The 12737-nt window shown below is 71.7% G+C and carries 12 protein-coding genes; 8 read left to right on the plus strand and 4 right to left on the minus strand.

What is annotated here, in order from left to right; all coding sequences use genetic code 11:
* Positions 1–11: 11 nt before the first annotated feature.
* Together ACJX2R_RS45855 and ACJX2R_RS45860 are read right to left on the minus strand one after the other, a co-directional pair.
* Positions 12–941 (minus strand): ABC transporter permease, encoded by a 930-nt coding sequence (locus tag ACJX2R_RS45855; RefSeq protein WP_413104935.1) that lies wholly within the window; start codon positions 939–941, stop codon positions 12–14.
* A gap of 1 nt (position 942) precedes the next feature.
* Positions 943–2538 carry an ABC transporter substrate-binding protein gene (locus ACJX2R_RS45860; RefSeq protein ID WP_413104936.1) on the minus strand — a complete coding sequence of 532 codons (1596 nt, stop codon included), beginning with the start codon at positions 2536–2538 and terminating at the stop codon, positions 943–945.
* A 246-nt stretch (positions 2539–2784) separates the two neighbouring features.
* Here ACJX2R_RS45860 and ACJX2R_RS45865 point away from each other — a divergent pair, with 246 nt between their 5' ends.
* Positions 2785–3840 carry a 2-hydroxyacid dehydrogenase gene (locus ACJX2R_RS45865; RefSeq protein WP_413104937.1) on the plus strand — a complete coding sequence of 352 codons (1056 nt, stop codon included), beginning with the start codon at positions 2785–2787 and terminating at the stop codon, positions 3838–3840.
* On the opposite strand, the gene ACJX2R_RS45870 is transcribed toward ACJX2R_RS45865, so the two are convergent.
* Positions 3833–4612: an SDR family oxidoreductase gene (locus ACJX2R_RS45870; protein WP_413104938.1), complete on the minus strand. Its 780-nt coding sequence runs from the start codon at positions 4610–4612 to the stop codon at positions 3833–3835. The two genes, ACJX2R_RS45865 and ACJX2R_RS45870, sit on opposite strands and share 8 nt — an antisense overlap.
* Positions 4613–4711: 99 nt before the next feature.
* Here ACJX2R_RS45870 and ACJX2R_RS45875 point away from each other — a divergent pair, with 99 nt between their 5' ends.
* Together ACJX2R_RS45875 and ACJX2R_RS45880 are read left to right on the plus strand one after the other, a co-directional pair.
* Positions 4712–5236, plus strand: a complete 525-nt coding sequence (locus ACJX2R_RS45875; RefSeq protein WP_413104939.1) for a winged helix-turn-helix transcriptional regulator — start codon at positions 4712–4714, stop codon at positions 5234–5236.
* Between the two features lie 29 nt (positions 5237–5265).
* Positions 5266–6321 (plus strand): pyridoxal-phosphate dependent enzyme, encoded by a 1056-nt coding sequence (locus ACJX2R_RS45880; RefSeq protein WP_413104940.1) that lies wholly within the window; start codon positions 5266–5268, stop codon positions 6319–6321.
* 47 nt (positions 6322–6368) lie between these two features.
* Here the strand turns inward: ACJX2R_RS45880 and ACJX2R_RS45885 are convergent, their stop codons facing one another.
* Positions 6369–7424: a helix-turn-helix transcriptional regulator gene (locus ACJX2R_RS45885; RefSeq protein WP_413104941.1), complete on the minus strand. Its 1056-nt coding sequence runs from the start codon at positions 7422–7424 to the stop codon at positions 6369–6371.
* 63 nt (positions 7425–7487) lie between these two features.
* Between ACJX2R_RS45885 and ACJX2R_RS45890 the strand changes: the two genes are divergently transcribed.
* The 5 genes from ACJX2R_RS45890 to ACJX2R_RS45910 all read left to right on the plus strand — a co-directional run bounded on the left by ACJX2R_RS45890 (position 7488) and on the right by ACJX2R_RS45910 (position 12723).
* On the plus strand, positions 7488–8240 hold the full coding sequence (locus tag ACJX2R_RS45890) for an alpha/beta fold hydrolase (RefSeq protein ID WP_413104942.1): 753 nt from the start codon (positions 7488–7490) through the stop codon (positions 8238–8240).
* Positions 8241–8304: 64 nt separating this feature from the next.
* Positions 8305–9072: a GntR family transcriptional regulator gene (locus ACJX2R_RS45895; RefSeq protein WP_413104943.1), complete on the plus strand. Its 768-nt coding sequence runs from the start codon at positions 8305–8307 to the stop codon at positions 9070–9072.
* Between the two features lie 81 nt (positions 9073–9153).
* Positions 9154–10161 carry an ADP-ribosylglycohydrolase family protein gene (locus ACJX2R_RS45900; protein ID WP_413104944.1) on the plus strand — a complete coding sequence of 336 codons (1008 nt, stop codon included), beginning with the start codon at positions 9154–9156 and terminating at the stop codon, positions 10159–10161.
* 61 nt (positions 10162–10222) lie between these two features.
* Positions 10223–11716 carry a purine-cytosine permease family protein gene (locus ACJX2R_RS45905; RefSeq protein ID WP_262697493.1) on the plus strand — a complete coding sequence of 498 codons (1494 nt, stop codon included), beginning with the start codon at positions 10223–10225 and terminating at the stop codon, positions 11714–11716.
* A complete protein-coding gene (locus ACJX2R_RS45910) occupies positions 11713–12723 on the plus strand; it encodes a PfkB family carbohydrate kinase (RefSeq protein ID WP_413104945.1) in 1011 nt (336 codons plus the stop codon). Before ACJX2R_RS45905 ends, ACJX2R_RS45910 begins: the two co-directional genes overlap by 4 nt.
* Positions 12724–12737: the final 14 nt, after the last annotated feature.

Consider the following 12737-nt stretch of genomic DNA (forward strand, 5'->3'; position numbering starts at 1 on the left):
GGCTCCTTCGCTCACGCCGGCACCGCCTGGCGCACTCGGGGGTCGATCAGGGCGTGGCAGACGTCCACGAGGATGTTCAACGCGAAGATCGTCACCGCCGTGAGCAGGACGGCGGCCTGCAACACCGCGAAGTCGCGCTGGAGAATCGAGTCGATCATGAGCTTGCCGATCCCGGGCCAGCCGAAGATCGTCTCCACCACCACCGCGCCGTTGACGAGACCGACGGTGAGATCCCCGGCCACGGTCAGCACCGGCGTGATGGAGTTGCGCAGCGCGTGCCCGAACACCACGCGCCCGGGGCCGGCTCCCTTGCTGCGCGCGACCTTCACATACGGCGCGGACAGCGCGCCGACCATGCTGCCGCGGACCACCTGCACCAGCACCCCGAACGGGCGGATCAGCAGGGTGGCGATGGGCAGCACCCAGATCTCCGGGCCGCCCAGGGTGCCGGAGGTCGGCAGCCAGTCCAGGCCCACTCCGAACACCAGCACCCCCACGATCGCGAACCAGAAGTCGGGGATGCTGGCCGCGGTCATCGACAGCAGACCGGCGATCCGGTCGATGAGCGAGTTGGGCCGGTACGCGGCGAGGCTTCCGACCAGCAGCGCGCCGAGGATCGCCAGGAGCATCGTCATCCCGGCGAGTTGGAGAGTGACGGGGAACGCCTTGAGCACCATCGAACCGGCCGACTCCCCGGTGCGCAGCGAGGTCCCGAAGTCGAGTTGCGCGGCGTTGGTGAGGTAGTCCCACAGCTGTACCGGAATGGAGTCGTCGAAGCCGTGGGCGGCGGAGAACTCCGCGCGTTGCTGCGGGGTGGCGCTCAGCGGGAGGTAGAGGTCGACGGGGCTGCCGGTCAGACGGGCCAGGCAGAACACGCCGAGCACCACGAACACCAGGGGGATCGCGCTGGAGATGATGCGCTTGCGCAGGAAGGACGCCATCTCAGTGCCTCCCCGCCGGCGCGGGGCTGACCTCGGCCAGCCGCATCTCGTCCCCGGTGGCGGAGTCCGGCCGGTACCGCACCTTCGGCGACAGTCCCAGCAGCCCGCGCATATGGGCCAGATAGGCGTACTGCGCGACCGTCTCGTTCTGGTAGCCGAGCACCTCGGCGAACGCCTTCTCGCGGGCCTTGCCGGACAGCGCGTCCGCCGCGGCGATGCGCCGGTCCAGCTCCTTGGTGCCGAAGGTGGACTGCGGGCCGTCGCTCACCAGGTACTGACTCGTGGTGAAGGCCGCGTCCCCGGCCTGGTTGCCGTGCATGATCAGCAGCGCCACCGGCCCGACATCGCGGGGCAGCGGACGCAGCTGGTACTGAAGGTGGGTGGCGGTGTCCGCCATGCGAATCCTCACGTTCAGCCCCACCCGTGCCATCTCGTACTGGAGGGCCTCGGCCACTTCCGAGATCCCGGCGAACATGCCGTTGCGCGCCACGAGAGTGATCTGCCGGTGCACGGGGACGCCGTCGTCGGCGGCCTGTTTCACCAGCGCGCGGGCGGCGGCCACCTTGTACGGGACCGGGGCGAGGTCGTCGTTGTGGCCCACCACGCCGGGTGGGACGAGTTGTGCGGCGGGCTTGGCGAGCCCGCCGAGGAGGGCGTCGATGATGCCCTTGCGGTCGACGGCCATGCCGATCGCCTTGCGCACCCGGATGTCGTTGAGCGGCGCCTCGCGGCCGTCCAGACGCAGGGCGGTGGTCTCGTTGTTGGGGTAGGCCACGGTGTTGCCCTTGTCGGCGCTGGTGTGGTCCAGCGCCGTCGCGATGTCGGCCTCACCCTTGTCGATCATCGCGGCGCGGACGCTGGCGTCGCTGCGCCAGACATACCGGGCCCGGGGGTAGGCGGGTGCCTTCCCCCAGTAGTTCTCATTGCGGGCGAGGGAGATCGAGACACCGGTCTGCCATGACTTGACGGCGTAGGGGCCGGTCCCGATCGGTATCCGCACCTTGGCCTTGGTGCTGGTGGTGCGCGGCACGATTTCGACGAAGCTGAGCCGCAGGGGGAGGATGGGGTCGGTCTTCTCGGTGGTGACGGTCAGCCGGGTGGGGCTGACGGCGTGTACTTCGAGCTTCTCGTCGCCGAAGACGTAGCCGTCCACGTTGCAGGCGAGATCGGAGTTGACGGCGCGGTCGATGGAGAAGGCGGCGTCCTTCGCCGTGAACGGCTGCCCGTTCTGGAAGGTCACACCGGGGCGGATGTCGAAGGTCCATGTCGTGGGCTCGGTCTGCCGCCAGCCGGTCGCCAGCAGCGGATCCAGCTTCCCCGAGGTGGGGTCGCGTTCCACCAGCGGCTCGGTGATGTTGGAGCGGACGACGACACCGGTCGCGGTCAGCGATGACTCGCAGGGCTCCAGCGTCGGGGGCTCCTGGGTGAGGACGAGCCGCAGGGTGCGGCCGTCCGCGCTGCCGGCGTCACCCGCCGCGTCACTGTTCGCCACGGCGCACGCGCTGGTCAGCAGCAGCGTGCCGGTTGTGAGAAGGGCGAGAACTGTATGGGCCCGGCCCCGTTCCCGGCGCGGGCTGGAGGGTACGGAGGACTTCATCGTCGGCGTATCTCCGAGGGTGCTGGCGGGTTGCCGCCCGAGAACGACAGTCGACATGGGCTGTCTACACTTACGTACCCGGTCTGCATTTGTGGACGCCGAAGCTAAACCGGAGGTGCCGGGCCGTCAAGGGATCTGACAACACGCGCAGGTAGAACGGTTCTTGGCCGACGCCGCCCGATCATTGACAGCCTTATGGGTGGCGTGCACAAATGAAGACAGCGCCTATATATGAGGACGGTGGTCATGGCCAGTACGGCTGCCCCCGGTGGTGACCGGGGGATGCGCATCATGCTCAACCACCGGATTCTGAGCAGGTTCGGCGAGCGGCTGCGGGCGCGGACCGAGGACCGGCACGAGTGGCTGGACGTCTGCGACTGGGACGCGGCGCGGATCGCCGACGCCATCGCCTCCGTCGATGTGTACGTGGGCTCACAGCTCGGCGAGGAACACGCGCGCCGGGCCCAGCGCCTCCGCCTCGTCCATGTCGTCGGCGCGGGCTACGACGGCATCCCCCTGGAGGCGCTGGGGCCCGATGTGACCGTGGCGAACACCTTCCACCACGGCGCGTCGATCGCCGAACACGTCCTGATGTGCGTGCTGATGCTGTCCCGGCGGGTACTCACGGCCGACCGCGAACTGCGGGCCGGTCGGTGGCGGAACGTGGCCGTCGACGCCACGCTGCCCTTCGGGGACACCCTGCGGGGCCGCCGTGTCGGCGTCATCGGCTTCGGTGAGACGGGACGGGAGATCGGCCGGCTGTGCCAGGCGGTCGGCCTGGGTGTACGGGCCGTGCGTCGCGACCCATCGGCCCCGCTGCCGGACGATCTGCACCCCGACTGGGTGGGTGGCACGGACCGGCTCCCGGAACTGCTGGCGGACTCCGACATCGTCGTGGTGACCGTGCCGCTGAGCCCCGCGACCCGCGGCCTGATCGGCCCCGCCGAACTCGCCGCGATGGGCCCGCGATCCCTCCTGGTCAACGTCGCCCGTGGCCCGGTCGTGCGGGAGGAGGCGCTGTACGAGGCGCTGTCGGCCGGCACCATCGCCGGGGCCGCCCTCGACGTGTGGTGGGCCGGCCCACCACACGCGCCGAGCCGGCTGCCGTTCCACACGCTGCCCAACGTGGTGATGACACCGCACAACTCGGGCCATACGGAGGAGACGTTCGCCGCCCGCGCCACGGATATCGCGGCCAACATCAACCGTCTGGACACCGGGAGCCCGCTGAGCAACGTGGTGCGCGCCGCTCGGGTGCGGGCCGTGCCCGATGGCCCCGCGGTGGGGACGGCTCTCAGATGACGGGTACGGTGCCGCCGTCGATGACGTGCTCGGCGCCGACGATGGCGGAGGCCCGGTCGGAGACCAGGAAGGCGACGAGTTCGGCGACTTCTTCGGGCCGGTTGGGGCGCCCGAGGGGGATGCCGCCGAGGGAGTCCATGAGCGATGCCAGAGCGGACTCCCGGTCGCCGGTCCGCTCGGCGATGCGGTCGATGAGCGCGTCGGCCGCGCTGGTCTGGATGAACCCGGGGGACACCGTGTTCACCCGCACCCCGAGCGGTGCCACCTGGTTGGCCAGGCCCTTGCTGTAGGTGGTGAGCGCGGCCTTGGCGGCGGCGTACGCCAGTGTGCCGTTCCACAGTGGCATCCGCCGCTGGATCGAGGAGACATGGACCACCGCGCCCCCACCCCGTTCGATCATGCCCGGGATCAGGGCGCGGTCCAGGCGGACGGCGCCGAGCAGATTGTGGTTGAGCTCCTGCTGCCAGATCTCCTCGGACAGCGTCTCGAAGCCACCGGCGGGCGCGGCCGAGCCGCCGAGCGTATGGACCAGGATGTCCGTGCCGCCCAGCCGCCGCCGGGCCTCCCGCGCGATGTGTTCCGCGCCTTCGGGCGTGGTCAGGTCGGCGGCCACGAAGTCGTCGTCGGGGACGTCCTCGGGCTGGGAGCGGGCGGTGACCAGTACGGTCGCACCGGCCGTCCGCAGCCGGGCCGCGATCGCCGCTCCGGTGCCCTTGGTGCCACCGGTGACGAGGGCGCGACGGTTGGAGAGGGAGTCATCGGGTGTGGGCAAGACTGTCCGTTCCGGAACGCGCGCAGGGCGCACCCCTTGTGACTGCTAAAATAGAAGCAAGTGACTTTCACATTAGCAGTAACTCGGGAGGGTGTCGCAATGGCAAGCCGGATCAGGCTGGAGGACCGTGAGTGCCCGCTGTCGACCACGGTTCAGCACGTGGGGGAGTGGTGGACGCTGCTGATCCTCCATGACGCCTTCGACGGCTATACCCGCTTCGACCAGTTCCAGCAGAGCCTGAACATCTCCACCAGCATGCTCACCACGCGGCTGAAGACCCTGGTGGCGGACGGCCTGCTGGAGCGGCGCCCCTACCAGACCAACCCGGTGCGCCATGAGTACGTGCTGACCGAGCGCGGCCGTTCGCTGCGGCCCGTGGTCGTCGCGCTGGCCGCCTGGGGCAATCAGCACCTCGCGCCGGAGGAGCGCGCCATGATCCTCGTCGACGCCCGAACCGGCGAGGAGGCCGAACCCGTCGTGGTGGACGCGCGCACCGGCCGAAGCCTCGACGACAGCGAGATGTACGTGTTCACCGCGGGTCCGGCCGCGAGCGAGGCGATGCGCGCCCGCTACGTCGAACTCGAACGGCGGCGGCCCGTGCCCGGCACTTCCGCGTCCGAGTAGGGAAACAGGCTGGCTGGAAGGCGGCGATCGTGTCAGAAGAGCGTCAGGACACCACGCGGGACGAGGGCACCACGAGGGACGAGGGCACCACGGGGGGCCAGGACACCACGCGGGCCGAGTTGATGAGCCGGCCCACACCGCTGGAGGCCGCGCCGCGCCTGGCCCGTGCCATCGGGCTGGAGCCGGATGATCTGTGGATCAAGCGTGACGATCTGATCGGTCTCGGCGGCGGGGGCAACAAGGTCCGCAAGCTGGAGTGGACGGCCGGGGCCGCCCGCGCCGAGGGCGCCACCACGCTGGTGACCAGCGGGGCCGCGCAGAGCAACCACGCCCGTCTGACGGCCGCGGCCGGAGCGCGGCTGGGCATGGACGTGGTCCTGGTCCTCGCCGGTGCGCCGACCGAGGGTATGACCGGCAACATCGCGCTCGATGGCCTCTTCGGCGCCCGCGTCGTATGGGCGGGCGAGGTGAGCGAGGCGGAACTCGCGGCGGCCGTGCGGGACGTGGCCCGCGACGTGCGTGAGCGGGGCGCCCGGCCCGCGGTGATCCCCTTCGGCGGCTCCAGTGTGCTGGGCGCCCGGGGCTATGCCGCGGCGGGCACGGAACTCCTGGTGCAGGACCCGGACCTGACCACGGCGGTGGTGGCGGTCGGATCGGGCGGCACCATGGCCGGTCTCGTCCACACCCTCGGAGCCGAGCGGGTGCTGGGGGTGCACTGCGGAGCCGTCGCCGATCCCGGGTACGCCGTCGGCCACCTGGTCGAGGGGCTGGCCGGAGAGCCCGCGGCCACCTCCCTGCGGCTGCGCCTCGATCAGGTCGGGCCCGGCTACTCCGCGCTCACCGGACCGGTCATGGACGCCATCACCACGGCGGCCCGCACCGAAGGCATCGTCCTCGACCCCATCTACACCGGCCGTGCCCTGGCCGGTCTCATCGCGGCCGTCCACGACGGCCAGGTGCGCCCCGGGCAGCGCACGGTCTTCGTGCACACGGGCGGACTTCCGGGCCTGTTCGGGCACGCCGAGACACTGGAGCGGGCGCGTTCCGCCGTGGCCGAAACCGCCGTACGGTGGCCCCGCGGCTGAGTCTCACACCGGCACGACCCCGGTCGGTGTGCTCGAACGATCCGGTGTCACTCCGGGCGGGACTCCGCTCCCTCGGTGACATCGGTGGCATCGACGACCGCGTCGGCGCACATGGCGAGTCGGCGGGCCAGGGTGTGCACATGGTCGCGCAGGGCGTCCGGACGCTCGATCACGAACGGGAGGTCCAGCCAGGCGAGTACGGAGGGCACCCACTCCAGCCGCTCGGCCCGCAGTTCGACCCGCACCCATGTGCTGCCCTCTCCCTCCCCGGGGGCAGCGGCGGCGTCCCGCGCCGGGTCGGCCGGGAGTTCAGCCACGGTGACGAGCCCGGCCGGGATCCGGTGGCGGACCTGCTCGACCGTGCCCTGGACCCGGAGCGACACCTCGTGCAGATACGGCACCCCGGCCAGCCCGGACAGCACCCGGGCGGCCGGGTCGAACCCCTCGGGCACATCGAACGACCCCGGTAGCACCGAGGCCGTCTCGATCCGGTCCAGCCGGAACGTGCGCACCTCGCCGCTGTCCGAGTCCGCCCCCGTCACATACCAGCGCCCGGAGTGCGCGACGACCCCGTACGGATGCACGGTGCGTTCGCTGCGCCGCCCCTTCCAGGCGGTGTAGCCGATGGCGACGGGGCGGCGGTCCCGCGCCGCCTCCGCGAGCATCAGCAGCACACCGGTCTCCGGGACGGCCATGGGGCGGGCCGGGGCGGTGAAGTCGGCGGTCGCCAGCAGCGCGTCCAGGCGGCGGCCGAGCGCCTCGGGCAGCACCCGGCGCACCTTGGCGGCGGCGCTCTCCGCCGCCGCGACGGACGTGGTCACCAGCCCGGCCCGGCGGCCGGCGACCAGCCCGAGCAGCACGGCCAGCGCCTCCTCGTCGGTGAGCATCAGCGGCGGCATCCGATAGCCCGGCGCGAGCCGGTAGCCACCGTAGCGGCCGCGCACCGACCGGACCGGGACGTCCAGGTCGATCAGCTGGCCGACATAGCGGCGGACGGTGCGCTCGTCCACGCCGAGCCGGCCGGCCAGATCGGCGACGGTACGGGTGCCACCGGCCTGGAGGATCTCCAGCAGGGCGAGTACGCGGGCGGTCGGTCGGTTCATACCGGTCAAGTATTCCGCGATACCGGGCGGCTCCTGTCCGGTATCGCTTCTAGCGTCTGAGCCATGGCAACCTACGTACTTCTTCCCGGGTTCTGGCTCGGGGCCTGGGCCTGGCGCCCGGTGGCGGATGAGCTGCGCGGCCGTGGGCACGATGTCCACTCCCTCAGCCTGACCGGGATGGGCGAACGGGCGCACCTGGCCCGGCCCGACACCGACCTGGAGACCCACATCACCGATGTGCTCAACCTGATCCACTACGCGGACCTGCACGATGTAGTGCTGGTCGGGCACAGCTATGCCGGTGCCGTGGTGGTCCCGAGCGTGGCGGACCGGATGCCGGACCGGATCAGCCGCCTGGTGTTCATCGACAGCGGACCGCTGCCGGATGGCATGTCCCAACTGGAGTTCACCCCGCCGGAGGAGCGGTCGCGCAACGCCGAGCTGGTTCGTACGGAGGGGGACGGCTGGCGGCTGCCGCCCCCGCCGTGGCGGCGGCTGGCCTCCGAGGTGCACGGGCTGCCGGACGACACGCTCGAACGGATGGTGCGGCTGTCCGCCCCGCAGCCGTGGGCCACCGCCACCACCCCGGTCCGGCTGACCGAGGCATGGGAGAAGCTGCCGCGGCTGCATGTGCTGTGCAGTTTCCCGGTGGCAGAGGTGCGGGCGCGGATCGGCGTCGTTCCGGCCTTCCGGCATATGGCGACCGAGGACTGGGCGTACCGGGAACTGCCCGGCTGGCACTGGCCGATGTTCGACCGGCCCGGTGAGCTGGCGGCGATCCTGCACGACGTGGCTGCGATCCCGGACCAAGAGTGATCAGTTTCGATTCGAGTGCTTGCGACTCTAGACAGGACTGAACATGTATGGCTAACTTCCGGACATGCCTAAACAGGTCCTCAAGCATCAGCGCATCGCCCGCGTCCTGGCCCGTGAGATCCACAGCGGCGCCCTGGAGCCGGGCAGCAGGCTGCCCGGCGAACACGCGCTCACCCGGCGCTTCGCGGTCAGCAGGGCCACCGTCCGCCAGGCGCTGGACGAGCTCAGCAAGCAGGGGCTGATCTCCACCCACGCGGGTGTCGGCTCGTTCGTCACCTTCGACGGCGGCCTGCTGGACAACCGGCTGGGGTGGACCAGGGCACTGGCCGACCAGGGCGCCCAGATCACCACCGAGGTGCTCCGTCTCGAAGCGGTGCGCGATGCCCGGCTGGCCGGTGAACTCGGCATCGAGGGCGCCGAGTTCATGGCGCTCGACCGGTTGCGGGTGCTGCCGGAGGGCACTCCGGTCGCGTTGGAGCGCAGCCGGGTTCCGATGGTCCCGGCCCTGGCCGATGTCCCGCTCGGCGGACTCCTCGACGGCTCGCTGACCAAGACCCTCGCCGCGGTCGGCATCCGGGCCACGCACGGGGACGAGTGGGCGTCCGTACGCCAACTGGCGGCCGACGAGGCGACCCTGCTCCGCCGCCAGGTGGGAGAGGTCTGGCTCAACACCCGCCGGGTCAGCCGCGGGGCCGACGGCCGGATCGTCGAGCAGGTGACCAGCCTCCTGGACCCCGCCCGCTTCCAGCTGCACCTCGGCTTCGGGGAGAGCCCCGACGAGACGGCCCTGGGCGATGGCGATGGGGCATCCGCGGGGAAGCGGCCCCGATGATCCGATGAGGCCGCACACCGCGCCCGCCCGCGCCCGACGTACGCCTCCGCGCACTGACAGGAAGACCGACAGGAAGTCCGAATGAACCACCAGCACGACCGCGCGCTCGGCGCCCTCTACGGCCTGGCGATTGGCGATGCCCTCGGTATGCCCACCCAGATCATGTCCCGGCGGTCCATCGTCGCCCGGTTCGGCACCGTCACCGATTTCGAACCCGGCCCGGAGGACAACCCGGTGAGCGCCGGAATGCCCGCCGGTTCGGTCACGGACGACACCGATCAGGCCGTCATCGTCGGCCGGCTGCTGACCGGGTCCGGCGGCCGGATCGACCCGCTGCGGCTCGCGCACGAGCTCCTGGAGTGGGAGCGCGCCATGAAGGCCAAGGGCTCCTTCGATCTGCTCGGCCCCTCCACCAAGGCCGCCCTGGAGGCCGTGTCCCGTGGCGTACCGCCGGAGGAGGCGGGCAAGTCCGGTGCCACCAACGGCGCGGCCATGCGGATCACCCCCGTCGGCGTCGCCTTTCCCGACACGCCCCTGGAGCCCTTCCTCGACCGGGTCGCGGAGGCGTGCCAGGTCACCCATGACACCTCCATAGGCATCGCCTCCGCGGCCGCCGTGGCCGCCGCGGTGAGCCGTGGCATCGGCGGCGGGAACCTGGAGGACGCCGTCGGCGCGGCGATCACGGCGGCCGCTGCCGGTGCCGAGCGCGGCCACTGGGTCGCCGGGGCCGATATCGCCGCCCGCATCGGCTGGGCCGTGGACCTGGTCCGCGCGACTCCCGAACGGCAGGCCCTGGACCGCGTCTGCGACTTGGTCGGCACCAGCGTCGCCAGCCAGGAGTCGGTCCCCGCCGCCTTCGCCGTGCTGGCCCTCGCCGAGGGCGAGCCATGGCGGGCCTGCCTGCTGGCGGCCAACCTCGGCGGCGACTGCGACACCATCGGCGCCATGGCCGGCGCCATAGCCGGTGCCGTCAGCGGGGCCTCCGCCCTGCCCGACGACGCCCTCGCCACCCTGCGCTCGGTCAACGACCTCGACCTGGAACCGCTGGCCAAGGCCCTGCTCGCGCTGCGCGCCGACACGGCCGAATGACACACACCTCCGCCCCCACATCCGCACCGGAGCGCCCCCGGACAGAAAGACAGGTACCACCATGGCGGCTTCAGAGAACGACCGCGTCGGCTCCGTGGAGACCAGAGGCATCGAGCCGGTTCCCGACGCCGAGCGCCACGGCCACGCGAGCCAGATGTTCTGGACCTGGTTCGCCGCGAACATCAGCATCCTCGGCCTGCCGCTCGGCGCGGCGCTGGTCAGCTTCCGCGGCCTGAACATCTGGCAGGCGGCCGTCGTGGCCATCCTCGGGTCCTTCGGCTCCTTCGCCCTGGTGGGCGCCCTCAGCATCGCCGGGAAGCGGGGCGGAGCACCCGCCCTCACCCTCTCCCGCGCCGTGTTCGGGGTCCGTGGCAACGCGGGGCCCACGCTGGTCACCTGGCTGAGCCGGCTCGGCTGGGAGACCATCAACACCACCACGGCCGCCTTCGCCCTGCTGGCGCTGCTCGACGCCGCCTTCGGCATCCGGCGGAACACCGTCCTCACCGTGGTGTGCCTGCTGGTCTTCATCGGCTGCACCCTGCTGATCAGCGGCCTGGGCCACGCCACCATCATGTGGATCAACAGATGGGCCAGCTATGTCTTCGGGCTGCTCAACCTGGTCGTGATCGGCTTTCTCGCCACCACCGTGGACTGGGGCAAGGTCTTCCACGCCCAGGTCGGGCCGGTGAGTTCGATGGTCGTGGGCGTCGGCATGATCGCCGCCGGTACCGGGATCGGCTGGGCCAACACCGGGGCCGACTACGCCCGTTACCTGCCCCGCCGGATTCCCGGCGGCAGGCTGGTGGCCGCTTCCGCCTTCGGCGCCGGTATCCCGCTGGTGGTGCTGATCTCGCTGGGCTCGCTCCTCGCGGCGGGTGAGCCCGATCTGGCCTCCGCCTCCGACCCCGTCTCGGCGATCAACACGATGCTGCCGTCGTGGATGTCCATCCCGTATCTGATCGCCGCGTTCGGCGGACTGCTGCTCTCCAACCACCTGTCCGTCTACTCGGCCGGGCTCACCATGATCACCCTGGGGATTCGGGTCCGGCGCACCCTCGCCGTCGGCCTGGACGTGGTCGTCACCTTCGCGGGCGGGATCTACTTCATCCTGATCGCCAAGGACTTCTACGGCCCGTTCATCACCTTCCTCACCCTCCTCGCCGTCCCCATCAACGCCTGGGTGGGCGTCTTCGCGGTCGACCTGATACTCCGCCGGTCCTACGACGGCGCGGCCCTGATGGACGTCGGCCGCTCCAGCCGCTACTGGTTCCGGGGCGGGGTCGCCTGGGCCGCGATGATCGCCTGGGCGGCGGCCATCGTGGTGGGCCTGCTGTTCACCGAGGCCAGCACCAGCGCCACCGACGTGTGGTTCTCCGGACCGCTCGCCCACAGCTGGATCGGGTCCAACGGGCTGGGATGGGTGGTGACCCTGGTACTCGCGGCCGTCGTCTACGCCCTGCTGCGCCGGTTCGACGGCACCGTCCGCGAGGAGGCGTCCGCGCAGCCGCCCCAGCAGCAGGTGCTGCCCGCCCCGGCCGCACGGGAGCTCTCATGACCGGCCACGACGGCGTCCCCGGGGCCTCCGGCGAAGCCACGGGCGGTCGGCTGGTGCTGCTCGGCAACGCCATCGTCGACCTGGTGATGCGGGTGCCCGCACTGCCGGAACGCGGCGGCGACATCGTCTCCCAGGACACCACCCTCACCACGGGTGGCGGATTCAACGTCCTCACCGCCGCCCGCCGCCTGGGGCTGCCGGCCGTGTACGCGGGCGCCCACGGCACCGGGCCGTTCGGCGACCGGGTCCGGGCCGACCTCGCCCGCGAAGGCATCGAGGTGCCGCTGGATCCGGTCACGGAGGAGGACACCGGATTCTGCGTGGCCTTCGTCGACGGCGGTGGCGAGCGCACCTTCGCCACCAGCCCCGGCGCGGAGGCCCGGCTGACCGAGGCCCACGCGGCGGCCGTGCTCGCCGCGCTGCGCCCCGGCGACCTGGTGCAGATCTCCGGATACGGGCTCGCCTATCCGGTGAACGGCCCGGTTCTGGCCTCGCTGGTGGCACGGCTGCCGGAGCACACCCGGGTCTTCCTCGACCCGGGGCCGCTGGCCGACCAGATCCCGGAGGAGGTGCTGGAGCCCGTTCTGGCGCGCTCCGACTGGGTCAGCTGCAACCAGCGCGAGGGGCGGCTGCTGACCGGCCGGGACGACGCCAGGGAGGCCGCGGCGGCGCTCGCCGCCCGGCTGGGCCCGCGCACCGGTGTGCTGCTGCGGGCCGACGCGGAGGGCTGCTGGCTGGTCCCGCCCGGCGGCGAGCCCGCGCACATCCCCGGCCGCCGGGTGACCGCCGTCGACAGCAACGGCGCGGGCGACGCCCATACGGGTGCGCTCCTGGCCCTCCTCGGCCACGGCCTGGACCTGAGCGGCGCCGTACGGGGTGCCAACGCGGCGGCCGCCTTCGCGGTCACCCGCCACGGCCCCGCCACCGGACCCACCGTCGGCGAGCTGCTGGACTTCCTCGACGGCGAGCCGCTCGCCGCGCGGCTGTCCTCGGCGCTCGTACGGTAGCCCGCGCCTGGTGC

The sequence above is a fragment of the Streptomyces sp. Inha503 genome (assembly GCF_047215865.1).
GTDB lineage: Bacteria > Actinomycetota > Actinomycetes > Streptomycetales > Streptomycetaceae > Streptomyces > Streptomyces lycopersici.